Below are 22,791 nucleotides of genomic sequence, written 5' to 3' on the forward strand. Positions count from 1 at the left end.
TCCGCGACTGAAGGCGTAGAGATGTTGGTCGTGCAGCACCCCGCGACGGCGATTCCCGTGCCGTCTCAACGCGAGGAACGCAGTTCCTCCGCCATCAAGGTCATCCGGCCGTACTTCGGAGCGGTGATGGTCCGGATCAGCGGCGCGCTCGACGAGGACAGCGCCGCCGAGCTCGGTTCCGTCCTCGCCACCTGGGCGCACCGGCGGTTCCCGACGCTGGTGCTCGACCTCTCCGAGGTCGACTTCCTGGACTCGGCCGGGCTTTCCGTGCTCGCGGACATCCACGTCCGGACGGTCCGCGAGAACACCACCCTCCGGATCGTCACCGGCGACAACCGCGTGGTGCGCCGGGCCCTGGCGGGCAGTGGCCTCGACCACGCGCTGAACCTGAGCCCGCTGCCGTCGGGCTGGGAGCGGGCGACGGAGATCCCGAACTAGCGGGCCTTCCAGTACCCGCAGAACATGATGTCGTTCTTCGGGATCCCGGCGCGCACCCAGTGCCGGCGGAGGTTCACGGCCAGGCCGGACTCGCCGACGACCCAGGCGTGTGTCGGTTCTTCGGGCGTGCGCAGAGCTTGAGCGGCGGCGAGGGCGGTGTGCCCGGGCGCGGTTCCGCGCGCCCGCGGAAGCCAGGTGACCTCGACCCCCGGCGGGGCCTCGAGGTCCTGCCGGTCTTCGTCGCCGGGGAGTTCGATGAGGGCGTGCCCGGTGGCGGCGTGTGGCAGCGACTTGAGGACGCCGGCGATGGCCGGCAGCCCGGATTCGTCGGCGACGAGCAGGAAGTGGTTCTTGCCGGGGGCCGGGTTGAAGCCGATCCCTTCGTCGAGGACGGCGACGGCGTCCCCGCGTGCGCACTTCTGCGCCCAGGTCCCCGCCGGTCCCTCGCCGTGGAGGACGAAGTCGACGTCGAGTTCGGGACCGTCCGGCCCGAGCGGCCGGTAGGCGCGGACGGTGTAGTTGCGCAGCACGGGCCGGCTGGTCTTGGCGATGGTCAGGTACTTGGCGTAGGAGAGGGCGTTGAGCGTCCGCGGGAGCCGGGACAGCGAGTTCTCGGCGACCGGGATGAAGAGGCGGAACCACTGGTCGAAACCCATGGGGGTGAAGGCTTGGACATCGTCCTGCCCGAGGGTGACGCGCGAGAAGTGCGGGGAGATCCGTTCCCGGCGCAGGACGCGGAGGGTGAGCAGCTCGGCGGTGTCGGGCTTGATCCGCGTGGCGGTCAGGTTCTGCCGGGCCATCGATCCTCCAGTTAGGTGAGGCTCGCCTAAGGTGTGGAGGGTAGCAGGCTGAGCGGCGTGCGATGGGGCAGTGGAACGTCTTCGCACTGCAGCTCGCCTCGGCGGCTGATCCGGCGCTGCCCGGGAGCCGGGTGTGGAAGGCCGCGCCGAGCAGATCCCGCGGCCGGCCCGGCAGCTCCCTGTTCACGCCGCGCCTACCTCGGACCGGATCAGGGTGCGAACCGGAGATGGCTCACCCCGTTCGGCCCGCATTCGACCGCATCGGATTGCTCGCCACCGCGCGGGTGACTGGTCTCGACCGTCATCGCGTCGCGACACTTTCGCCGGTCACGCCGCGCAAGCCTTCGATCGTCTCCCGCAGGGCGGCGTCCGTCGATGTCGGCTCGATGCCGAACTTCGCCGTCGCCGCCGAGGAATCCAGCACGAACGGTCCCCTCAGCTGGTACTCGACCTCCGGCATCTCCCGCGCCGTCGCGTCGAACACCCCCGCCAGCCGCAGCGCGATCCGGGGCATCGTCGTCACGCGGGCCGCCGGGACTCCCGCCAGCTCCGCCGCCCGCGTCGCCAAGTCGCGCACCGACATCGGTGGTGGCGTCGGTGCGTGCCACGGCCTGCCCCACGCGCTCTCGTCCCCCGCGACCGCCACCAGCGCGCGGGCGACGTCGCCGACGTACGTCCAGCTGTGCGGTGCGTCGAGGTCGGCCGGGGCCGCCGCGCGCTTGCCGGCCAGGACCTTCGGCAGTACCAGCGCCGTGAACGCCGAGAGCGCGCCCGCGCCGAGGTAGTCCGATCCGCGGACCTCGGCCGTGCGGAGCCGGCCCGCTTCGTGCGCCGCCAGCGCGTCGGTCCAGAGCTTCGCCCGCACCTCGCCCTTCACCGAATTCGGGCGCAGGGGGAACTGCTCGGTCATCGGGGCGTCGACCGCGCCGTACGCGTACAGGTTTCCCGTCGTGACCAGCACCGCGCCGCTCGCTTCGGCCGCGTGCAGCAGCGCCGCGCCCAGCGGGGGCCAGTCGGTGGGCCAGCGGTGGTACGCCGGCCCGGCGCAGCTGTAGAGCGCGGCCGCGCCGGCCGTGTGCCGCGCGAGCGTGGCGGCGTCGGTCGCGTCCGCGGCCACGAGCCGGACGCCTTCGACGGCCGAGCCGCCGCCACGCCGGCTGAGCAAGCGGACCTCGTCGCCCCGGGCGGCGAGCAGGCGCGCGGTGGCCGCGCCGACCGGACCGGCGCCGACGATGACGTGCAGAGCCATGAAAACCCCCAGTGAGAGAACACTGTTCTCGGATGAGAACACCGTACGAGATCCGGCGTCGCCGAGTCAAGAACAGTGTTCTCGCCTGTGCGACACTGGGGCCGTGTCCGCCTCGTCGCTGCGTGCCCGGGTCCGCTCGGAGATGCACCAGGAGATCAAGGAAGTCGCCCGCCGGCGCCTCGCCGAAGAGGGCGCGAACCTGTCGCTGCGGGCCGTGGCGCGGGACATGGGCATCGTCGCTTCGGCGCTGTACCGGTACTTCCCGAGCCGCGACGCGCTGCTGACGGCGTTGATCATCGACGCCTACGACGGGCTGGGCGACGCGGCGGCCGCCGCCGAAGCCGCGCTCCCGCGCGAGGACCTGCGCGGCCGGTGGCTGGCGACGTGCCACGCGGTCCGGTCGTGGGCGCTCGCGCACCCGGCCGAGTACGGCCTGCTCTACGGCAACCCCGTCCCCGGCTACGCGGCACCGCCGGACACCGTGGCCCCCGCGTCGAAAGTGATCCTCCTGCTCGCGGCCATCGTCGCCGAGGCGCCGGACGTCCCGGCCGGGCCGCCGGTGCCGGGCCCGGTCCGCGCCGACCTGCGCCGCCTGGTCGACGAGCAGGCGGGCGACCTCTCGGAGGAGCGCCTGGACCGGGCGCTGCTGGCCTGGACGCACCTGTTCGGCCAGGTCAACTTCGAGGTCTTCCACCGCCTCGACGACATGGTCCGGGCGCGTGCGGAGTACTTCGAGCACCACATGACGCTGCTGGCCGAGCTCGCCGGCCTGCCCTGACCGCCGCTCAGGCGCGGAAGTACGCGCGGAACGTGGTGCCGTGGTCGCCGGTGTGCAGGCGGACCAGGTCGGCCAGGTAGTTGACCAGCAGCAGCCCGCGGCCTCGGGGCTGCTCGGGCGTGGCCGGGTGGCGGCCCGCCAGCGGGTCGGCCAGGGTGCCGCTGTCCTGGACCTCGCAGACGAACTCGCCGTCTTCGCTCCACAGCCGGACCGTGCCCGTGCCGCCGCCGTGCTCGACGCAGTTGGACAGCAGCTCCGTCACGACCACCTCGACGTCGGCGATCTGGTCGTCGGTCAGCCCGCCGGCCGCGGCCTGGGCGTGGGCCACGGCCCGGGCCGCCGCAAGGTCCGTCGTATTCGGCAACTCGACCACGCGGTCCGCCGGGGGACCCGGTGGCAGCGGCCGGTTGTAGCGCGCGAGGACGTCGTCCGGCGCGTACGCGGTGCTGGCGCGGTGGCCCGCGCCGTCGATCAGGACCGGGTGCGTCGCCTCGGCGTCGGCCAGCGCGGCGGGGTCGAGCCGCGAGACGTCGTACGGGCACAGGATCGTCGCGTCCCGGCCGGTGAACGCGTGGTTGATCAGCGCTTCGTGCTGCACGCACGCGGGGTACTCGACGGCCGACCGGCCGGCCCAGATCGGCTCGCCGATGATGCGCACCGCGCCGTCCGGGTGAGCGTCGGCGAAGGCCCGCAGCACCCGCGGGATGATCCGGCCGGGGTTGCGCCCGGCTTCGGTCATGTCCAGCAGCCGGACCCGGCCGGCGTCCGCGCCGAGCTCGCGGCGCAGCAGCTCGAGGTTGCGGCCCGGCACGGCGACGGCGACCGGCTCGCCGGCCGCGAGCCCGGACCACACGAACGGAACGGTTCCGGCCAGGTACTCGGCGTCGTCGCGGTAGAACAGCGCGGGGTGCGCGAAGGGATCCGCGGGTGCGCTCAACTGGCCTCCTCCGGGTGCCGAGGACGCCTTCCAGTATGCGCGAACCGCGTCACCGGTTCGGGGGAGCCCCGTCAGGTGAGCCGCTGGGCCGCCTCGAGGAGCATGGCGTGGACGAACGCCTGGGGCAGGTTCCCCCGCAGCTGCCGCTGCCGCACGTCGTACTCCTCGGCGAACAGCCCCGGCGGCCCGCACGCGGCCCGGTTGCGTTCGAACCAGCGGAACGCCTCGGCCCGCTCACCCTGGTGCGCGCAAGCCAGCGCCATCGTGAACCCGCACAGCAGGAACGCGCCTTCGGCCTCGCCGAGGGGCCGCCCGTCGGGGGCGAACCGGTAGACGTACCCGTCTTCGGTCAGGTTTTCGCGGACCGCGTCGAGGGTCGCGCGCGTCCGCGGGTCGTCGGCGGGCAGGCCGCCGCGCACCGGGGGCAGCAGCAGCGCCGCGTCGGTCCCGGGGTGCGCAGGGCTGCGCCGCCAGAACCCGCGTGCGTCGAGGCACCGGGACGTCGTCTCGGCCAGCAGCTTGTCGGCCAGCCCGGACAGCTCGCCGCCGCGGTGCGCCGGCACCTCCCGCGCCAGCGCGTGCAGCCCCGCGACGCAGGCCAGCCGCGAGTGGGTCCACCAGTCGTCGTCCAGCTCCCAGACGCCGGCTTCCGGCCGGTCCCAGCGTTCGGTGACGAGCCGGACGACGACGTCGGAGGCGCGCTGGACGTCGCCGTCGAAGCGGCCGTGGCGGGCCGCGGCGGCGTGCAGCTGCAACAGCTCGCCGAGGGCGTCCAGCTGGAACTGGTGGGCGACGTGGTTGCCGACGACGTCCGAGCCGCCGGGGTAGCCGGGCAGCTTCAACGTCGTCTCGTCGGGCGGCGGGGTCCCGTCGGCGCGGTAGGCGGGCAGCAGCCGGTCGCCGTGGTCGAGGACGCGGGCGGTGCTGAACCGCAGCGCGTCGTCGAGCAGCGGGTGCGGGTCGTCGACGGACGCGGCGAGCCCGGCGTAGCACTGGTCGCGCAGCCAGACGTACCGGTAGTCGTAGTTGCGGCCGGCCTCCGAGCGTTCCGGCAGGCCGAGCGTGGCCGCGGCGACCATGCCGCCCGCGCCGGTGGTCAGGCCGCGCAGGACCGCGTACGCGTGCCGCGCGTCGCGGGGCGCGACGGTGCCGGCCAGCTCGGGAACCGCCCGGTGCCAGGCGGTTTCGGTCGCGAGCCACGCGGATTCGACGTCGACCGGTTGCGGCAGGCGGCCGTCGCCGAGTTCGAGGACGAGGTCGTGGTGCCCGCCGGCGGGCACGGTCAGCTCGAAGCCCAGCCCGCCGTCGCCGGGCACCGCGTCGCCGCCGCCGGTCCACCGCACCCGCAGGTCGCCGGTGCGGCCGGTCCAGACGCCGTCGTCGTGACGGCGGAGTTCACGCAGCGACCGGCGGCCGAAGCCGTCGGCGAGGTCGAGCCGGACGCGCACCCGGACGTCCCGCTCGACCGCCTCCACCCGGCGCAGCAGGACGACGTGGTGCGGATCCCCGGGGTAGGCCAAGGCGTCCCGGCACTCGACGGCGGTCGACGTCGTCACCCAGCGGTTGCGCCAGATCAGCGTGCCGGGCTCGTAGAAGCCGCCCCAGACGCAGGTTTCGGCCGGGCTCACGGTGTAGCTGCCGGTGCCGCCGATCAGCGAGGACAGCACCGCGCTGTCGGACCAGCCGGGCGCGCAGAGCCACGCGACGTCGCCGCGCGGGCCGCAGAGGGCACCGCGCTCGCCGTCGGCCAGCAGGGCGTACTCCCGCAGGACGTGCGGGGCGAAGCCGGTCACGACCGCGCTCGGCGCCACACCGCCAGCGCCGTCGCGGCGAGCGCGCTCCCGCCGGCGGCGAGCAGGCCGTGGTGGCGGCTCGCCCACAGCTGGAAGCTGCGCGGAGTGGCCTCGTCGTCGAACTCGCCGTGCGCGCCGAAGTCCCGGGTCCGGTCGGCCGGGGCCCAGAGGTTGGCGGGTTGGCCGGCGGGCTTCGCGTCGCCGGTTTGCTGGGACTGGTAGCCGGTCTTGGCGAGGTAGCGGTCGAGGATGCCGGGGGCGACGGCGTTGGCGACGAGCGTCCCGACGGTGCTGCCACCGACCCAGTACTCGCGCCGGCGAGGGTGGTCGGCGGCGTGCACGACGGCCCGCGCGGCGACTTCCGGCTGGTAGATCGGCGGCACGGGCTGCGCGTGGTCGGGCAGTTTCGAGAGGACCCACGAGAACTGCGGCGTGTTGACGGCCGGCATCTGCACCATGGTCGTCCGGACGTGGCTGCCTTCGTGCAGGAGCTCGCAGCGGAGGGATTCGTTGAAGCCCTGGATGGCGTGCTTCGCGCCGCAATAGGCGCTTTGCAAGGGGATTCCGCGGTAGGCGAGTGCCGAGCCGACCTGGACGACGGTGCCGCGGTCGCGCGGTTTCATGTGCTTGAGGGCGGCCATGGTGCCGTGGACGTAGCCGAGGTAGCTGACTTCGGTGACGCGGCGGAACTCGTCGGGCTCGATTTCGGCGAAGGGCGCGAAGACCGAGGTGAAGGCGACGTTGACCCAGACATCGATGGGGCCGAGCTCCTTTTCGGCCCGTTCGGCGGCGGCTTCGACCTGAGCGAAATCGGCGACGTCGGTGGGGATTTCGAGGGCGGTGCCACCATTGCCGGTGACGTCGGCTGCGGCTTCTTGCAGGCCTTTTTCGCCACGGGCCAGGAGGGCGACGCGGGCGTGCCGGGCCCCGAAGGCCCGCGCGACGGCCCGGCCGATGCCGCCGCTGGCTCCGGTCACGACGACGACTTGGGTGCTGGACATGACTACCTCCGTTCTCCGGTGTGGATTCGGGCCGCACGAGCCCACACGGCCGCGACGACCGCGTTCGCCAAGGCCGCGGCCCGCCATCGGGGTGACACCGCGGCCAGACCGAGCATGCTCGCGCTGTGGGCGGCGTCGGCCGTCCAGCCCCACCGCGCGACCACGCCGTCCGGGCGCCGCAGCGTGGCCGCGCCCTGTGCGAGGTGGCGAGCGGCGAGCGCCACCGCGAGTTTCCGCGGAACCGGCAGGTAACGCGAGGCGATCAGCACTCCGCTACCCCAGACCATTCGCGCCGCTGCGATCCCACGCGTCATCGGGACCTCCGTCGCGCCATCGCAATGCCCGCCGCCGCGGCCAGTCCGACCGCCGCGATCGCCGCCTTTCCGCGCCGCGGCCGGGGGACATCGTCCGCCCCTGCCAATCCGCTCGCGAGCAGCTCCGCCAGATGCATCCCTTCCCGGCCCCCGCTGTCCAGCTGGTGCAGCTGGGTCCGGCAGCTGAACCCGTCGGCCAGCACCGCCGTCTCCGGATCCGCCGACCGCACCCGCGGCAGCAACACGCGTTCCGCGCAAGCCTCCGACACCCCCAAATGTCCCTTCTCGAACCCGAAGTTCCCCGCCAGCCCGCAACACCCGGAATCCAGCTGCTCGGCATCGACCCCGGCGGCGGATAGCAACCGCGCGTCGGCGTCCCACCCCATCACCGCGTGCTGATGACAATGCACTTGGGCGATCGCCTTGGCCGCGACCCGCGGCGGCCGGTAACCGGGGGAATGCTCAGTCAACAGCTCGGCCAGCGTCACCGTCTGCGCACTCAACCGCCGCACGTCCTGATCACCCGGGAACAGCTCGGCCGCGTCCGAGCGGAACACCGCCGTGCAGCCGGGTTCCAGCCCCACCACCAGCCCGCCGCTGTGCAAGTGCGGTGCCAGCGAACGGACCGTGCGCGCCAGGATGTGCTTGGCCACGCCCAGCTGTCCGGTCGAGATCCACGTCAGCCCGCAGCACGACTCCGCCGGCGGCATCGTCACCCGCCAGCCCGCGTCCTCCATGACCCGGACCGCCGCCTGACCCACGTGCGGGTGGAACGAGTTGGTGAACGTGTCCGGCCACAGCACCACCGTGCCGCGGGCCCCCGTGCCGGACGGCCCGCCCCGGGCGAACCACTGCCGCAGTGTTTCCCCGGCGAACAAGGGAACTTCGCGGTTCTCGACGCCCGCCGCGAGCGTCGCCAGCCGGGACAGCCCCGGCGCGTGCGTCAACGCGTTCACGACTCGCCCGGCGCGGAACCGGCCCACCAGCGAAGCGAACGCGGGCAGCCAGCCCATCGTGAAGTCCGACCGCGGCCGCCGCCACGGGCGGCCCTCGTAGTGGTGCGCCAGGAACTCCGCCTTGTACGTCGCCATGTCCACATTGGCCGGACAGTCCGTCTTGCACCCCTTGCACGCCAGGCACAAGTCGAGCGCTTCGCGAACCTCCGAAGAACGCCAGCCGTCGGAGACGGGACTGTCGCCGTGCCCGTCCAGCATCTCGAACAGCAGCCGCGCGCGGCCCCGCGTCGAGTGCTCTTCCTCGCCGGTCACCTGGTACGACGGGCACATCACCTGACCGCCGCTCGTGGTGTGCTGCCGGCACCGCCCGACCCCGACGCAGCGGTTGGTCGCCTGGGCGAACGAGCCGCCGTCGTGGGGGAACCGGAAGTGCAGGTCCTGCGGGTCGGCCGGGCTCCAGTCGCTGCCGAGGCGCAGGTGCTCGTCCAGCCGCGCCGGCGCGACGACCTTGCCGGGGTTCATCCGGTTCCCGGGGTCGAAGACGGCCTTGAGCTGCCCGAACGCCCGCACCAGGTCGGTGCCGAACATCTTCGGCAGCAGCTCGCCGCGGGACTGCCCGTCGCCGTGCTCGCCGGAGAACGAGCCGCCCAGCGAGGCGACGAGGTCGGCGGCGCGCTCCATGAACCGGCGGTAGGTCGCGACGCCGTCGGCGCTGTAGAGGTCGAACGGGATCCGCGTGTGCACGCAGCCCTGGCCGAAGTGGCCGTACAGGCTCGGCCCGGTGTCGCCGGCGTACCCGAACTCCCGGTAGAGCGCGGTCAGCTTCCGCAGGTACTCGCCGAGCCGCTCGGGCGCGACGGCGGAGTCCTCCCAGCCCTCGAACGTGTCGGCTTTGCCGGGCACGTGCGCGGTGGCGCCGAGCCCGGCTTCACGGACCTGCCACAGCTCGTTCTCGCGCGCGGGGTCGTCCAGGAATTCGACGTCGGCTTCGTGCTCGGTGTCGCGCAGCGCCTCCAGCATCTTGTGGGCCTGGCGCTCGGCTTCGTCGTGCGTCGACGCGGCGAACTGGACCATCAGGAACGCGCGGCCCTCCGGCATTTCCCGCAGTGCCTGCGGGTTCATGTCCTTGATCTGCTGGTCGCGGATCAGCTTGTGGTCGACGCCTTCCAGCGCGACGGGCTCGTGCGGAAGGATCGCCGGCACGGCGTCGGCCGCCTTCGCGATGTCCGGGTAGCCGAGCACCACCAGCGTCCGCTCGGGCAGCACGGGCACCAGCTCCAGCTCGGCCCGCAGCACGGTGACCAAAGTGGACTCGCTGCCGACGAGCAGCCCGGCGACGTCGAAACCGTGCTCCGGCAACAGGGAATCGAGGTTGTAGCCCGACACGCGACGCGGGATGTCCGGGTACCGGCGGCGGACCTCGTCGGCGTACTCCTCGCGCAGCCGCCGCAGCTGCCGGTAGATCGCCGCGCGCGGGTCGCCGCGGCGCTCGATGCCGGCGTACTCCTCGTCGGTCGTTTCCCCGCACCAGAACCGGGTTCCGTCGTAGGTGAGCACCTCCAGCCGCCGGATGTTGTCGACGACCTTGCCGGTCCGCTGGGCCGTCGCGCCGCAGGAGTTGTTGCCGATCATGCCGCCGAGCGTGCAGTTCATGTGCGTCGCCGGTTCCGGGCCGAACCGCAGGCCGGTGCCGGCCAGCTGCCGGTTCAGCTCGTCGAGGACGATCCCGGGCTGCACGACGCACGTGCGCGCTTCGGCGTCGACCGACTCGAGTTCCGTGCAGTACTTGGAGAAGTCGAGCACGACCGCGGTGTTCGTGCACTGCCCGGCGAGACTCGTGCCGCCGCCGCGGGACAGCACCGGTGCCCCGAACTCCCGCGCCGCCGCGATCGCCGCCACGGCGTCCTCCGGTGTCTTCGGCACGACGACGCCGATCGGCACCTGGCGGAAGTTGGACGCGTCGGTCGAGTAGGCCGCGCGCGTCCCGCGGTCGAAGCGCACTTCGCCGGCGACCCGCTCGCGCAGGGCCGCGGCGAGCGCGCCGGCGTCGAGGTCTTCGTGGCCGGCGTGGTGCACGACGGGGTCGGGGAGCTGGACGGTGCCCATCGCGGATCCTCCTTCAGGCTGCGTACTCGGCGGCGGCTTCGGCCCGGAACACCAGCCCGTGGCCGGGCGCGGTCAGGTCGGGGGCGACGGTGCCGCCCGCCGGGTCGAGGCAGCCGTCGAAGAACCGCCGTTCGATCCGGTCGTGGTCGGCGAACCACTCGATGTGCCGGAAGTTCTGCGTGGCCGCGGCGGCGTGCGCGGAGAGGTTCGGCGCGCAGTGCGCCGAGACGTCCCGGTTCACCGCGGCCGCCAGCGCCGCGGCCCGCTGCCATTCGGTGTAGCCACCGCAGCGGGTGACGTCGACCTGGAGGCAGTCGACCGAGGGCAGCATGCGCGCGAAGTAGGGCAGGTCGTAGCCGTACTCCCCGGCGGCGATGTCCGGGCCGCCGGGGAAGCGCGTCGCCGCGAGCCCGGGCAGGTCGTCGCTGGAGACGGGTTCCTCGAACCACGTGACGCCCCACTCCAGCAGCCGCTCCGCGACCCGGCGGGCCTGGCCGGGGGAGTAGGCGCCGTTGGCGTCCACGAAGACGTCGACGTCGTCGCGACCTTGTCCCGCGTCACGGCCACCCGGTCCAGGTCGCGGGCCACGCGGGTGCCCGCCGCCTCGCCGATCTTGATCTTCACGCGCGGGATGCGCTGCCGCCGCACCCAGTGGTCGAGCTGCGCGACCAGTTCGCCGTCGGTGAGCGTGGTGAAGCCGCCGCTGCCGTAGACGGCGACCTCGTCGTGCACCCGGCCGAGCAGCCGGACGACCGGCAGGTCGAGCGAGCGGGCGGCGGCGTCCCACAACGCGATGTCGACGGCGGACATCGCGCACGAGACCAGGCCGGGCCGCCCGAGGTTGCGGACGGCGTGCCGCATGGCCGCCCAGCAGGCGGGGACGTCGAGCACCGGGCGGCCGCGGACGGCGTCCCCGAGCATGCCTTCGATCAATGGCACGCAGGCCGCGTCGGCGTAGGTCCAGCCGAGCCCGCGGATCCCGCCGGCTTCGGCGTGCACGACGACGATCGTGGTGGCGTCCCACGCCAGGGTTCCGTCGGCCTCGGGCGCGGGGGTCGGCACCCGGTAGGCCCGGGCGCCGACCCGCTCGACCGTCGTCATCGGTTCTTCCCGGGCAGGAACTCCTGCAGCTTCGTCTTGACCCCCTGCGCCACGAGGTGGAACGCGTCGGGGTCGCCCTTCAGCACCGCCTGCGCGGCCGACTTGACCTGCTCGAACGTCGCGTGCGGCGGGATCGGCGGCACCTCGGGGTCGCAGCGGACGTCCAGCACCGCCGGCTTCCCCGCGGACAGCGCGGTGTCCCAAGCGGACGCGAGCTGGTCCGGCTTGTCGACGGTGATGGCCGTGAGGCCCAGCGAAAGCGCGAAGCCGGCGTAGTCGACCTCCGGCAGGCTCTGGGACTCCTCGAACTTCGGCGCCCCGCCCATCGCGCGCAGCTCCCACGTGACCTGGTTCAGGTCGTTGTTGTGGAACACGCAGACCACGCAGCGCGGGTCGCTCCACAGGTGCTGGTAACGCGCGATGGTGATCAGCTCGGCGAGGCCGTTCATCTGCATGGCGCCGTCGCCGACGAGGGCGATCACCGGCCGGTCGGGGTGGGCGAACTTCGCGCCGATGGCGTAGGGCACGCCCGGTCCCATGGTCGCCAGCGTCCCCGACAGCGACCCGCGGATGTCGCCGCGGATGCGGAGGTTGCGGGCGTACCAGTTGGTCGACGAGCCGGAGTCCGCGGTGACGATGGCGTTCTCCGGGATCCGCTTCGACAGCTCCGACACGATGGCCATCGGGTTGACCGGCTCGGCGTCGACCGCGGCTTCCTTTTCGACGGTCTCCCACCAGGAAGCGACGTTCTTCTCGATCGTCTCGCGCCACGACCGGTCCGGCTTGCTCGTGAGCCTCGGCAGCAGCGCGCGCAGCGTGGCCGCGCTGTCGCCGACGAGGTTGACCTCGGTCGGGTAGCGCATCCCGATGAACCGGCCGTCGAGGTCGATCTGCACCGCCCGCGCCTGGCCGAAGTCCGGCAGGAACTGGCTGTACGGGAAGTTCGAGCCGACGATCAGCAGCGTGTCGCAGTCGCGCATCAGCTCGTAGCTCGGCCGGGTGCCGAGCAGCCCGATCGAGCCGGTCACGTACGGCAGCTCGTCGGACAGGACGTCCTTGCCCAGCAACGCTTTCGCGATGCCGGCACCGGTGACCTCGGCGAGCTGCTTGACTTCTTCGGCCGCGCCGCGCGCGCCCTGCCCGACCAGGACGGCGACCTTCTCGCCCGCGTTGAGCACCTCCGCGGCCGCGTCGAGGTCCGCTTCGGGCGGGACCGGCGCGGGCCACGAGGTGCCCGGCCGGCTGGACGGCACCTGCTTGAAGGCGTGCTTCGGCGCTTCGTACGGTTCTTCCTGCAGGTCGGCGGGGATGATCAGCGCGGTCGGGCAGCGGCCCGCCTCGGCCGTGCGAATCGCCCGGTCGAGCGCGTTCGGCAGCTGCTCGGCGACGTTGACCTCGACGAGGTATTCGCTCGCGACGTCCTTGTAGAGCGCCTGCAGGTCGATCTCCTGCTGGTAGCTGCCGCCCATCGCGCTGCGCGCGGTCTGCCCGACGATCGCCACGACCGGGACGTGGTCGAGCTTGGCGTCGTAGAGCCCGTTGAGCAGGTGGATCGCACCCGGGCCGGACGTCGCCATGCAGACGCCGACCTTCCCGCTGAACTTCGCGTAGCCGACCGCCGAGAAGGCGGCCATCTCTTCGTGCCGCGCCTGGACGAAACGCGGCTGGTTGTCCGCTTTGCCGAACGAGGCGACGAGGCCGTTGATCCCGTCGCCGGGGTAGGCGAAGACCTGCTCGACACCCCACTCGCGCAAGCGCTGGAGGAGGTGGTCGCCGACTGTCTGAGCCATGAGTACTCCCTGTGCGTCTGGGCTTCCGGTGGTCGGTTACCCGTACGGCGCCCGTGGAATCGCAGTACCCGCTTTCGGGTCGTACCATTCTTGCGTGACGCAAATGTCCTCCGAGTCCGATGCGACCGGTGCCGCGCTGGCCGTGCTCCGGGCCATGGTGACCATCGCCGACGCGACGGTCGGGCGGAACACCGAGCAGCTGACGCTCACACAGTTCCGCGCCCTGCGCGTGGTGGCCGACCGGACGCCCGTCACCGTGGGCAAGGTGGCTCGCGAGCTGGCGCTGAACCCGTCGTCGGTCACCCGGGCGTGTGATCGGCTGGTGACGCTGAACCTGCTGGAAAAGGCCACCAACCCGCTCAACCGGCGGGAGACCCTGCTCGCTCCGACAGCCCAGGGTCGCCGGCTGGTGGACCGCGTCGACCGCGACCGGCGGCAGGTGCTGGCGGCCGTGCTCGACCGGCTCGACGCCGACGACCGCGCTGCGGCGGAGGCCGCTTTCGCCCGGTTCGCCGACGCTGTCAAAGCGTACGAAACGGATTTCCATCCACTGTTGCGCGACGCAACTTAGTTCGGCTTCGCTCGTTTGAGCGTGGCGGGGTCCGGGTAACCGCGCGGCAACTCGATCTCCGGGAGGTGTTTCGCGGTGGCGCAACGTGACGGGATCACCGAACCGTGGGGAACCAGGACGCCCTACGGACCGGGGGACCCGTGGCCGGTCCGCGTCGACACCCGGCTGGCCGACGGCGTGCGTCCCGAAGACGTCGACCGCTGGGTGCGCAGCGCCGCCGTGCTGCACTCCAACGGCGACGGGCTGGACATCGCGGTCGCCGGCGGCCGCATCGCCGGCGTCCGCGGGCGTGCCGACGACCGCGTCAACCGCGGGCGCCTCGACCCGAAGGACCTGTTCGGCTGGCAGGCCAACTCCGCGGCCGACCGGCTGACGACGCCGCTGGTGCGCAAGCACGGCGAACTCGTCGAGGCGAGCTGGGACGAGGCGATGGACCTGATCGTCCGGCGCAGCGGGGAACTGCTCGACGAGCAGGGCCCGGGCGCGCTCGGCTTCTACACCAGCGGCCAGCTGTTCGCCGAGGAGTACTACACGCTCGCCGCGATCGCACGCGGCGGCCTCGGCACCAACCACCTCGACGGCAACACGCGGCTCTGCACGGCGACGGCGGCCGCGGCCCTGAAGGAGTCCTTCGGCTGCGACGGCCAGCCGGCGTCCTACGCGGACGTCGACCACGCCGACGTCATCGCGCTCTTCGGGCACAACGTGGCCGAGACGCAGGCGGTGCTGTGGTCGCGGATGCTCGACCGGCTCGCCGGGCCGAACCCGCCGGCGCTGCTGTGCGTCGACCCGCGCGACACCCCGGTCGCCCGCCTGTCGACACTGCACCTCGCGCCGCTTCCCGGGACCAACCTCGCGCTGATGAACGGGATCCTGCACGAGGTCGTCGAAAACGGCTGGGTCGACCGCGAGTACGTCGAACGCAGCACCGTCGGCTACGACGACCTCGTGGCGACGGTCGCGGACTACCCGCCCGAGCGCGCCGCGGAGATCTGTGGCCTCGAAGCGCGGGAGATCCGCGAAGCCGCCCGGCTGCTCGGGACGGCTTCCCGGTTGCTGTGCACGGTGTTGCAGGGGTTCTACCAGTCGCACCAGGCGTCCGCGGCCGCCGTGCAGGTCAACAACCTCGTCCTGCTGCGCGGCATGCTCGGCAAGCCGGGCGCCGGTGTCCTCCAGATGAACGGCCAGCCCACCGCGGAGAACACCCGCGAATGCGGCGCCGACGGCGACCTGACCGGCTTCCGCAACTGGGCCAACGACTCCCACGTCGAGGAGCTGGCTTCGCTGTGGAACGTCGACGTCGGCACGATCCCGCACTTCGGGCCGCCGACGCACCTGATGCAGATGCTGCGCTACGCGGAGACCGGCACGCTGCAGTTCCTTTGGGTGTCGGCGACCAACCCGGCCGTCTCGCTGCCCGAGCTGTCACGAATCCGGTCCATTTTGGACTCGACCGGACTGTTCCTGGTGGTGCAGGACGCGTTCCGCACGGAGACGGCGGAGTTCGCCGACGTCGTGCTGCCCGCGGCGCTGTGGGGCGAGAAGACGGGGACGTTCACCAACGCCGACCGCACGGTGCACCTGTCGGAGAAGGCGGTCGACCCGCCCGGCCGGGCGCGGCCGGACCTCGACATCTTCCTGGACTACGCGCGGCGGATGGACTTCCGGGACCGCGACGGCGAGCCGTTCCCGCAGTGGCACGACGCCGAGACCGCGTTCGAGGCGTGGAGACGCGCTTCCGCGGGGCGGCCCTGCGACTACAGTGGACTGAGCTACGCGAAGCTGCGCGAGGTGAGCGGCGTCCAGTGGCCGTGCACTTCGGACCGTCCTGACGGGACTGAACGGCTGTACGTCGACGGGAAGTTCTTCGCCCAGCCCGATTACTGCGAAAGCTACGGCCGAGACCTCGTCACGGGCGCGCCGATGGAGCCCGACGAGTACCGGGCGATGAACCCGGCCGGGAAGGCGATGCTGAAGGCCGCGGGGTACCTCCCGCCGCACGAGACGCCGGATCGTGATCACCCGTTCTTCCTGATCAACGGCCGGACGATCCACCACTTCCACACGCGGACGAAGACCGGCCGGGCGCCGGAGCTGCAGGCGGCGGCCCCGGAGGTGTGGCTCGAAGTGTCCGAACGGGACGCGGCCGCCGCCGGGCTCGCTCCGGGCGACCTCGCGGAGGTGTCGACGCCGCGGGGGAATGTCCGCGCCCGCGTCCGGATCGGCGGCATCCGCGACGGCGTGCTGTTCCTGCCGTTCCACTACGGCTACTGGGACGTCGACCACCCGGCGGGCAAGGACGGCGACCGCGCGGCCAACGAGCTGACGTTCACCGACTGGGACCCGGTGTCGAAGCAGCCGCTGTTCAAGACGGCGGCGGCCGCGTTGCGCAGGATCGGCCCGGTCTCGGCACCGGCCGTGGAGCGGGTGCCGTCGCTGGTGGAGGAGGATGTCCGATGAAGCTCGACCTCGTGCTGCGCGAGCTGCACCGCGCGGAGAAGGCGCTGGCCAGGGACTTGCTGACGACGTCGGACCGCCACCACGCGGAGCACGAGGTCCACCACCTCGCGCGCGATCTGGCGGCGTGGTCGGCGGAGCACGTCCGGGAGGTCGCTCGCGCCGGACGGGCGTTCGACTTGGAGCTGACCGAGGACGTCCCGGGCCCGGCCCCGGCCGGTTCGCCGGGCCCCGACCCGGGGGTGCGGCTGCTGGCGGACTTGCGCCGGCTGCACCGCCGGGCCGCGGGCGTATCGCTGGATTGGGAGCTGCTGGCGCAGGGCGCGCAGGCGGCTCGCGACGATGGGCTGCTCGGGTTGGCGAGCCGGTGCCACCCGCGGACGTTGCGGCAGCTGAAGTGGACGAACGCGATGCTGAAGGTGCTCTCGCCGCAGATCCTGACCAGCTAGGTCGGCCTCGGCTGGGCGGGTGCCCGGCTCGCGAATCCGACCGGCTCAGCCGCTCGGCTAGTCAGCCCGCTCGGCCCCACCCGGCGCGCCCGATTCGCGGAGGTTGGTCGCCGGCCGCGTCTCGCGGTCGTGGGCGTTCCGACGGGCCGCCTCGATGCTCCGCAAGAACGCCACCGGGTCCGCCCCGAACCGATCGAGCGCCCGGTGCCGGATCCCCGCGGCCACCACCGTCGCACCGACCGCCCACGCCGCCACCACCACGACCACCGCGGGCGCCGGGAGCACCCGGCCCAAGAACGCCAAGCACACCGTCGCCGCCAGTACCGCGACCCGGGCCACTCCGCCGTACCAGCGACCGGCCGGGCCCGCCGAAAACACCCGCGTCCCCGACAGGTACAACGTCAACCCCACCGTCGTGAACCACCCCGCCGCCTGGGGCGGGGACTCGTGCAGCGACAAGTTCACCCCCGCCGCGATCAGCAGCAGCGCGAACGCCGGGAACAGGTGGCCGCCCGCGTACAGCGAATACGCCAGCGCCGGGTTCCCGCCCGACAGGTCCAGCATCCGCTCGTACATCCGGGCCGCCGACGTGAAGTACAGCCACCACAGCGCTCCCGCCATCACCAACCCGGCGACGAGGGACGCCCAGTACGCGAGGTCGTCGGCCGGTCGCTCGAGGGCCGCCGTGCCGACCGTGATCACCAGCTCGCCCAGCAGCAGGATCATGAACAGCCCGAACCGCTCCGCCAGGTGCGCCGAGTCGACCGCCAGGTTCGGGTCGCGCGGCGGTGCCCACATGCTCCGCCACCTCGCCTCGCGCGTCGGCCGCTCGCGGCGCTCGGCGCGGTGCCGGTCGCCGAGGAGCAGGAAGCCCGCCTCCTGCAGCAGCGCGAACACCCACAGCGCCCACGAGAACGGGACCACCGCCGACACTCCGAACAGGACCGCCGACACCGTGTAGCCCCAGCTGATCCGCCGCTGGTCCAGGCCGTCGCGCGCCGGCCAGCGGTGCGCGGCCGCCAAGATGAGGCGGACCCCGGCCATGGCCGCCGCGAAGATCGCCGGGTGCCCTTCGAAGACGTGGTGCGCCTGCGTGGCGGCGATCCCGCAGGGGATCGTGCCGGCGAGCACGAACAGGCGGTCGGCGACGCGGCTGTCGTCGCCGCGGCGGTTGTACAGCACGGCGAAGCCGATCCACGTCCACCACAGCGTCGCGAACAGCCCGAGCGCGGCCGCCACGCGCGCCCAGTGCGGGTCCGCGACGACGCCGTGCGCCACCTGGCCCACCGCGAACACGAAGACCAGGTCGAAGTACAGCTCGACCCAGCCGACGCGCTTGCCGGCGCCGGTTTCGTCCACATCGGTCACGACGGCGATTCTGCCGGGTCCGCGGCGGGGCCCCGCGGCCGGGCGTCGCGGGAATTAATAACACACCATTCGAACAATGGCGGAATTCGCCCCGGCAACTGCTGTGGGTAATTCTGCCGCCAATCCGACGCGGGGGGTCGTTTACCGCCCGGGAGGCCCTGGAGCTGCACGAACACGCTTGTACGGTGTACAAGCAGCGATCATCGGGACACGGTGGGTGAACCGCGCGATCAATTCGTTCCCCGCGTTCCGAAACGCCGCTGCTTAGGGTTGACAAGGATGCCGGGGGTGTTGTTCTCTGCTGGTCGGCTCGATCAACGCCAGTCCGCCGGGGACCTCCGTGATCGGCCCTGGGGCCCTCGTCCTGTCCGAGTTCGACGTCAGCCGTGCGCGCGGCTGGGAATCGAGCGATTCCGCCATGCACGAAAGCAGACCCACGCCCCGCCTGCCAGTGGACGCCGCGTGGTGGCCGGCGCACTGGAGCGTCCGCACCAAGATCAGCGTCGTCCTACTGCTGCCGGTCCTGGTCGCGGTGGCGCTCGCGGAGGTCCGGATCCAGGGCGAGCTCGACCGCGCGACCGCGCTCAGCGCGGCCCGCGACCGGCTGCCGGTGCTGCGCGACACGATCGACCTGACGGCCTCGCTGGGCGAGGAGATGGTCGCCGCGGTGGCGGTCCCGGCCGGCGCGCCGAACACGCTGACCGCGGCCGTCGACGCGAAGGTGGCCGCCGTCCAGCGCGACACCGGGTTCGCGCCGCTGCCCGCCGACACCGGCCGCGCGCTGAACACCGCGCTGGGCAAGCTCGCCGGCATCCGCGCGGCCGGCGCCGGCGGCGGTGACGTGCGCACGAAGGCCGCCGGCTACAACGACATCATCGCCACCCTCGGCGACCTCGTGCCCTCCTTCGTCCCGTCCGACGCCGGCGACGAAACCGCGGCCGGCGCGGACACCACCCGGCTGCTGGTGCACCTGCGCGCCGAGCTGGCCACCGAGGAGACCTACGCGCGGGCGGCGCAGAACAGCCCGGACGACGCGTCGCTGCGCCCGGCCGTCGTGCAGGCCGCCGCCGAGCAGGAGGTGCTCGCCGAACAGGCCGAGCACCAGCTCACCGGCGACGTGCTGAACCGGTTCAAGGCGGCGACGAGCTCCGCCGAAGAGCGCCTCGACACGCTGCAGGACCCCGGCAACGGCGGCACCGCGGCGCTCGCGTCGTTCGCCCCCTCGATCGCCGCCGAAACGACCGGCGTGACGGCCGTGCTCAAGGACGTCTCGGCGAAGCTGGCCGACGACGTTTCGGCCGCGGCCGACCGGGCCCGGTCCGACTCGCTGCGCGACACGGCGCTGGTCCTCGGCGCCCTGCTCGGCGCGCTCGCGATCGCGCTGCTGGTGGTGCGCTCGCTGGTGACGCCGGTGCGGCGGCTGCGCGCGGCCGCCCTGCGCGCGGCGAACGAACAGCTCCCGGAGACCGTCCGGCAGGTCCGCGAGGGCCACGACGTCGACTGGCGCGCGGTGCCCGACTCCGGCGTCGAGACCGAGGAGGAGATCGGGCAGCTGGCCCGGGCGTTCGACGACATGCACCGGCAGGCGGTCCGGCTCGCCGTCGAACAGGCCGAGCTGCGCAAGCAGGTCAGCGAGATGTTCATGACGCTGTCGCGGCGCAGCCAGTCGCTGGTCGAGCAGCAGCTGTCGATCATCGAAGACCTCGAGGCGGGGGAGCAGAACCCGAAGCGGCTCGACGAGCTGTTCCGGATCGACCACATCGCGACCCGCCTGCGCCGCAACGGCGAGAACCTGCACGTCCTGGCGGGCGGCCGCCCGGTCCGGCACGGCCGCGAACCGGTCCCGACGCGCGACCTGCTGCGCGCGGCGACGTCGGAGGTCAAGGACTACCGGCGGGTGGCGCTGGGCAACGCGCCGCGCAGCTCGGTGCAGCCCGAGGCGGCGGCGGACGTGGTGCACATCCTCGCGGAGCTGCTGGAGAACGCGACGCGGTTTTCGCCGCCGGAGCACAAGGTGGCGCTGACGGCCGACCGCGGCGCCGACGGCGGGCTGCTCATCGAGGTCGTCGACCAGGGGCTGGGCATGACGCCGGCCGAGCTCGCGGCGGTGAACGAGCGGCTGGCGGCGGCCGGGACGGTCGGCCCGGAGACGACCCGCCGGATGGGGTTGTTCGTGGTCGGCAGGCTGGCGTCCCTGCACGGGGTGACGGTCCGGCTGCGCGCGACCGGCACGGGCGCGCGCCACGCGGGCGTGACGGCGAGCGTCCACGTCCCGGGCGCGCTGGTGATCGCGGACCTGGCCCGGCCGATCGGCGCGGGGAGGCTGGTGACCGCGGGCGCGAGCCGCAACGGCCACACCCGGCAGGCGGAGGTGCCGGCGCAGGCTTCGACGCCGATCTTCGAGCAGGTCGTGACGAGCTGGTTCACCGAGCCGGCCGCGAAGCCGGTGGTCCGGCGGAACGGCTCGGCGAGCCCTGGCGAGTGGCCGTCGGTGGGGAAGAAGCCCGCCGCGGAGTCCACAGTGGACTGGCCGCCCGCCGAAACGCCGGAGAAGGCCGAAACCCCGGTGGCGAACCGGCATGCCGCCCCGGAGACCGCACCCGCGCCGCCGTCCACCCCGGCCGCCGACTGGCCCGCCACCGTCGAAAAGCCGGTTGCGCGTGACGAAAAGCCCGTCGTCGGCGAGTGGGACACCCCGGCCGACCGCGCGCGGCAAGCCGCCGAAAGCGCTCTCAAGCCCGCCGCGGCGCAGCGGCTCACCGATGCCGGCCTGCCCACCCGGCGGCCCGGCGCCCAGCTCGCGCCCGGTGCGGCCGTCCCGCGCGTGCGCGAGCAGAACGGCGGGTCCTTCCGCGACGCCGCCGCCGTCCGCAGCAGTCTCTCCCGCCACTACCAGGGCATGCGCGCGGCCCGGCAGGAGACCGCCGCCCGCGCCGAAGAACCCCGAAAGGACGAAGTGGATCCGCGATGACCGAACTTCCCGACGTGCCGCGCCGCTCCGGCACCGAACCGGCGGCCCGGTCCCTCAGCGGGACACTGGCCTTCCCCGGTTCCGCCGCGCCGCCCGAGCGGACGGCGACGCTGAACTGGCTGGTCAACGGGTTCGTCCAGGACGTGTCGGGGGTCGCGCACGCCGTGCTGGTCTCCGCCGACGGCCTGCTCGTGGCCGCCGACGAGACGCTGCCCCGCGAGCGCGCCGACCAGCTGGCGGCCATCGCGGCCGGCCTGTCCAGCCTGTCGCTGGGCACCGCCGAGCTGTTCACCGCCGGGCGGGTGGTGCAGTCGGTCATCGAGATGGAGCAGGGGTTCCTGCTGTTGATGAGCGTGGGCGACGGCTCGAACCTCGTCGTGCTCGCCTCGACCGGCTGCGACATCGGGCTGGTCGGCTACGAGATGACGATGCTGGTCGAGCGGGTGGGGCAGAAGGTCGACGTGCCCGCGCGCGAGATACCGGTGGCCCAGGACCACCGGTGATCGACGACCCGCCGCCCGGGCCGTACGGGGAGGAGCCGCGGCGCAGCGCGTCGCTGGCCCGCCCGTACGCCTGGACGGAAGGCCGGACGGCACCGGCGGTCGAGATCGCCGTCGAGGCGCTGGTCGAGACGACGGCGGCGGGCCGCGCCGAAGCCGGCTACCTCGGGTCGAGCGCGCTGGCGGAGGTCACCGAGCTGTGCCTGCGGCCGCGGTCGCTGATGGAGATCGCCGCGCTGCTGTCGCTGCCGCTCGGCGTGGTCCGCGTGCTCGTGTCGGACCTGATGCAGGACCACCTGGTGATCGTCCGCGACACGCTGTCGGACACCTCCACCTGGGACGAGCGCCACGACCTGATGGAGCGCGTGCTGTACGGGCTGCGCGACCTGTAGGAAGGATTTGCGATGGAGCACTTCGCGCTCGGGCACTGGCTGCTCGTGCTCGCGTACCTGACGTCGGTGGTGGGCTGCGCGCTCGGGCTGGCGTGCGCGGTGCAGGCCCGCCACGCGGCGAACCCCCGGCACCGCATGCGGTGGCTGGTGCTGGCGGCGGTCTCGATCGGCGGCGTCGGCATCTGGCTGATGCACTTCGTGGCGATGCTCGGGTTCAGCACGCCGGGGATGCCGGTCCGCTACGACGTCTTCCGCACGGTGCTGTCGGCGATCCTCGCGGTGGCGGCGGTGTTCGCGGGCCTGCTGGTGGTGGGCGGCCGCGCGAAGTTCGGCTGGTGGCGCCTCGCGCTCGGCGGCGTGATCACGGGCCTGGCGGTGAACGTCATGCACTACACGGGGATGTCGGCGCTGAGGGTCAAGGGCGACTTCGGCTACGACGGCGGTCTGGTGGCGCTGTCGGTGGTGATCGCGGTGGTGGCGGCGACGGCGGCGCTGTGGTTCGCGGTGTTCCTGGACCGCCTGTCGCTGCGGTTGCTGGCGGGGTTCGTGATGGGCGCGGCGGTGACGGGCATGCACTACACGGGCATGGCGGCGGTCCGGATGGAGATGGACATGAGCGCCCCGGACCCGGCGGGCGTGGAGGTGTTTTCGTTCCTGTTCCCGGTGTTCGTCGTGGCGGCGATCGCGATGGCGGTCCCGCTGTGCGCGGTGCTGATGGCGCCGCCGGTGAGGTCCGGAGCCGCGGAGGTGTCGGCTTCGGAGGGCGAAGTCGTCACGGTGTGAGCCGGGTGTGACCGGCCCGCGGGGGAACTTCCCCGCG

19 protein-coding genes and 1 pseudogene are annotated in these 22,791 nt (G+C 72.9%); 9 read left to right on the top strand and 11 right to left on the bottom strand.

The window, feature by feature from the left end; translation table 11 throughout:
* Positions 1-21: 21 nt before the first annotated feature.
* Positions 22-438, top strand: coding sequence for an STAS domain-containing protein (locus tag ACIQWX_RS46030; RefSeq protein WP_400885449.1), 417 nt, complete (start codon positions 22-24; stop codon positions 436-438).
* On the opposite strand, the gene ACIQWX_RS46035 is transcribed toward ACIQWX_RS46030, so the two are convergent.
* The gene (locus ACIQWX_RS46035) at positions 435-1,238 is read right to left on the bottom strand and encodes a siderophore-interacting protein (protein WP_400885451.1); all 804 of its coding nucleotides are present in this window, start codon (positions 1,236-1,238) and stop codon (positions 435-437) included. The genes ACIQWX_RS46030 and ACIQWX_RS46035 overlap by 4 nt on opposite strands.
* A gap of 301 nt (positions 1,239-1,539) precedes the next feature.
* Positions 1,540-2,487 (bottom strand): NAD-dependent epimerase/dehydratase family protein, encoded by a 948-nt coding sequence (locus ACIQWX_RS46040; protein WP_400885454.1) that lies wholly within the window; start codon positions 2,485-2,487, stop codon positions 1,540-1,542.
* A 103-nt stretch (positions 2,488-2,590) separates the two neighbouring features.
* Here ACIQWX_RS46040 and ACIQWX_RS46045 point away from each other — a divergent pair, with 103 nt between their 5' ends.
* Entirely contained in the window at positions 2,591-3,265 is a 675-nt protein-coding gene (locus ACIQWX_RS46045; protein ID WP_400885457.1) for a TetR/AcrR family transcriptional regulator, read from the top strand.
* A gap of 7 nt (positions 3,266-3,272) precedes the next feature.
* Here ACIQWX_RS46045 and ACIQWX_RS46050 read toward each other — a convergent pair whose 3' ends face one another.
* From ACIQWX_RS46050 to ACIQWX_RS46085, 8 genes and pseudogenes are all read right to left on the bottom strand, one after another.
* Positions 3,273-4,202, bottom strand: a complete 930-nt coding sequence (locus ACIQWX_RS46050; protein ID WP_400885458.1) for an anti-sigma factor RsbA family regulatory protein — start codon at positions 4,200-4,202, stop codon at positions 3,273-3,275.
* Between the two features lie 71 nt (positions 4,203-4,273).
* Complete coding sequence (locus tag ACIQWX_RS46055) at positions 4,274-5,995, bottom strand: glycoside hydrolase family 15 protein (RefSeq protein ID WP_400885461.1); 1,722 nt, start codon at positions 5,993-5,995, stop codon at positions 4,274-4,276.
* The gene (locus ACIQWX_RS46060; RefSeq protein WP_400885464.1) at positions 5,992-6,996 is read right to left on the bottom strand and encodes an SDR family oxidoreductase; all 1,005 of its coding nucleotides are present in this window, start codon (positions 6,994-6,996) and stop codon (positions 5,992-5,994) included. The genes ACIQWX_RS46055 and ACIQWX_RS46060 overlap by 4 nt, the downstream gene beginning before the upstream one ends.
* 2 nt (positions 6,997-6,998) lie before the next feature.
* Complete coding sequence (locus ACIQWX_RS46065) at positions 6,999-7,310, bottom strand: hypothetical protein (RefSeq protein ID WP_400885466.1); 312 nt, start codon at positions 7,308-7,310, stop codon at positions 6,999-7,001.
* Positions 7,307-10,372, bottom strand: a complete 3,066-nt coding sequence (locus ACIQWX_RS46070; protein ID WP_400885467.1) for an FAD-binding and (Fe-S)-binding domain-containing protein — start codon at positions 10,370-10,372, stop codon at positions 7,307-7,309. Before ACIQWX_RS46070 ends, ACIQWX_RS46065 begins: the two co-directional genes overlap by 4 nt.
* A 13-nt stretch (positions 10,373-10,385) precedes the next feature.
* A complete protein-coding gene (locus tag ACIQWX_RS46075; protein WP_400886217.1) occupies positions 10,386-11,189 on the bottom strand; it encodes an enolase C-terminal domain-like protein in 804 nt (267 codons plus the stop codon).
* Positions 11,168-11,473, bottom strand: a pseudogene (locus tag ACIQWX_RS46080) (mandelate racemase); the annotation flags it as partial. The gene ACIQWX_RS46075 and the pseudogene ACIQWX_RS46080, both read right to left, overlap by 22 nt.
* A complete protein-coding gene (locus tag ACIQWX_RS46085; RefSeq protein WP_400885469.1) occupies positions 11,470-13,263 on the bottom strand; it encodes a thiamine pyrophosphate-requiring protein in 1,794 nt (597 codons plus the stop codon). The pseudogene ACIQWX_RS46080 and the gene ACIQWX_RS46085, both read right to left, overlap by 4 nt.
* A 103-nt stretch (positions 13,264-13,366) precedes the next feature.
* Here ACIQWX_RS46085 and ACIQWX_RS46090 point away from each other — a divergent pair, with 103 nt between their 5' ends.
* The 3 genes from ACIQWX_RS46090 (at position 13,367) to ACIQWX_RS46100 (ending at position 16,740) form a co-directional block, all read left to right on the top strand.
* Positions 13,367-13,834: a MarR family winged helix-turn-helix transcriptional regulator gene (locus tag ACIQWX_RS46090; protein WP_400886219.1), complete on the top strand. Its 468-nt coding sequence runs from the start codon at positions 13,367-13,369 to the stop codon at positions 13,832-13,834.
* Between the two features lie 75 nt (positions 13,835-13,909).
* A complete protein-coding gene (locus ACIQWX_RS46095) occupies positions 13,910-16,294 on the top strand; it encodes a molybdopterin oxidoreductase family protein (protein ID WP_400885472.1) in 2,385 nt (794 codons plus the stop codon).
* A complete protein-coding gene (locus tag ACIQWX_RS46100; RefSeq protein WP_400885474.1) occupies positions 16,291-16,740 on the top strand; it encodes a hypothetical protein in 450 nt (149 codons plus the stop codon). The genes ACIQWX_RS46095 and ACIQWX_RS46100 overlap by 4 nt, the downstream gene beginning before the upstream one ends.
* Before the next feature lie 57 nt (positions 16,741-16,797).
* Here the strand turns inward: ACIQWX_RS46100 and ACIQWX_RS46105 are convergent, their stop codons facing one another.
* Complete coding sequence (locus ACIQWX_RS46105) at positions 16,798-18,108, bottom strand: low temperature requirement protein A (protein WP_400885476.1); 1,311 nt, start codon at positions 18,106-18,108, stop codon at positions 16,798-16,800.
* A gap of 418 nt (positions 18,109-18,526) precedes the next feature.
* Here ACIQWX_RS46105 and ACIQWX_RS46110 point away from each other — a divergent pair, with 418 nt between their 5' ends.
* The 4 genes from ACIQWX_RS46110 to ACIQWX_RS46125 are packed head-to-tail and all read left to right on the top strand — an operon-like array spanning position 18,527 to position 22,754.
* The gene (locus ACIQWX_RS46110) at positions 18,527-21,079 is read left to right on the top strand and encodes a sensor histidine kinase (protein ID WP_400885479.1); all 2,553 of its coding nucleotides are present in this window, start codon (positions 18,527-18,529) and stop codon (positions 21,077-21,079) included.
* Positions 21,076-21,582, top strand: a complete 507-nt coding sequence (locus tag ACIQWX_RS46115) for a roadblock/LC7 domain-containing protein (protein ID WP_400885481.1) — start codon at positions 21,076-21,078, stop codon at positions 21,580-21,582. Before ACIQWX_RS46110 ends, ACIQWX_RS46115 begins: the two co-directional genes overlap by 4 nt.
* The gene (locus ACIQWX_RS46120; RefSeq protein ID WP_400885483.1) at positions 21,579-21,971 is read left to right on the top strand and encodes a DUF742 domain-containing protein; all 393 of its coding nucleotides are present in this window, start codon (positions 21,579-21,581) and stop codon (positions 21,969-21,971) included. Before ACIQWX_RS46115 ends, ACIQWX_RS46120 begins: the two co-directional genes overlap by 4 nt.
* Positions 21,972-21,983: 12 nt before the next feature.
* Entirely contained in the window at positions 21,984-22,754 is a 771-nt protein-coding gene (locus ACIQWX_RS46125; protein WP_400885485.1) for an MHYT domain-containing protein, read from the top strand.
* The last annotated feature ends 37 nt before the right edge of the window (positions 22,755-22,791 follow it).

The organism is Amycolatopsis sp. NPDC098790, assembly GCF_044759945.1.
Taxonomy (GTDB): domain Bacteria; phylum Actinomycetota; class Actinomycetes; order Mycobacteriales; family Pseudonocardiaceae; genus Amycolatopsis.

Bases quoted from the DNA above. Each gene is read 5' to 3' on its own strand.
- ACIQWX_RS46030 (WP_400885449.1), top strand. From the start codon at position 22: ATGTTGGTCGTGCAGCACCCCGCGACGGCGATTCCCGTGCCGTCTCAA.
- ACIQWX_RS46035 (WP_400885451.1), bottom strand. From the start codon at position 1,238: ATGGCCCGGCAGAACCTGACCGCCACGCGGATCAAGCCCGACACCGCC.
- ACIQWX_RS46040 (WP_400885454.1), bottom strand. From the start codon at position 2,487: ATGGCTCTGCACGTCATCGTCGGCGCCGGTCCGGTCGGCGCGGCCACC.
- ACIQWX_RS46060 (WP_400885464.1), bottom strand. From the start codon at position 6,996: ATGTCCAGCACCCAAGTCGTCGTCGTGACCGGAGCCAGCGGCGGCATC.
- ACIQWX_RS46065 (WP_400885466.1), bottom strand. From the start codon at position 7,310: ATGACGCGTGGGATCGCAGCGGCGCGAATGGTCTGGGGTAGCGGAGTG.
- ACIQWX_RS46070 (WP_400885467.1), bottom strand. From the start codon at position 10,372: ATGGGCACCGTCCAGCTCCCCGACCCCGTCGTGCACCACGCCGGCCAC.
- ACIQWX_RS46085 (WP_400885469.1), bottom strand. From the start codon at position 13,263: ATGGCTCAGACAGTCGGCGACCACCTCCTCCAGCGCTTGCGCGAGTGG.
- ACIQWX_RS46090 (WP_400886219.1), top strand. From the start codon at position 13,367: ATGTCCTCCGAGTCCGATGCGACCGGTGCCGCGCTGGCCGTGCTCCGG.
- ACIQWX_RS46100 (WP_400885474.1), top strand. From the start codon at position 16,291: ATGAAGCTCGACCTCGTGCTGCGCGAGCTGCACCGCGCGGAGAAGGCG.
- ACIQWX_RS46110 (WP_400885479.1), top strand. From the start codon at position 18,527: ATGCACGAAAGCAGACCCACGCCCCGCCTGCCAGTGGACGCCGCGTGG.
- ACIQWX_RS46115 (WP_400885481.1), top strand. From the start codon at position 21,076: ATGACCGAACTTCCCGACGTGCCGCGCCGCTCCGGCACCGAACCGGCG.
- ACIQWX_RS46125 (WP_400885485.1), top strand. From the start codon at position 21,984: ATGGAGCACTTCGCGCTCGGGCACTGGCTGCTCGTGCTCGCGTACCTG.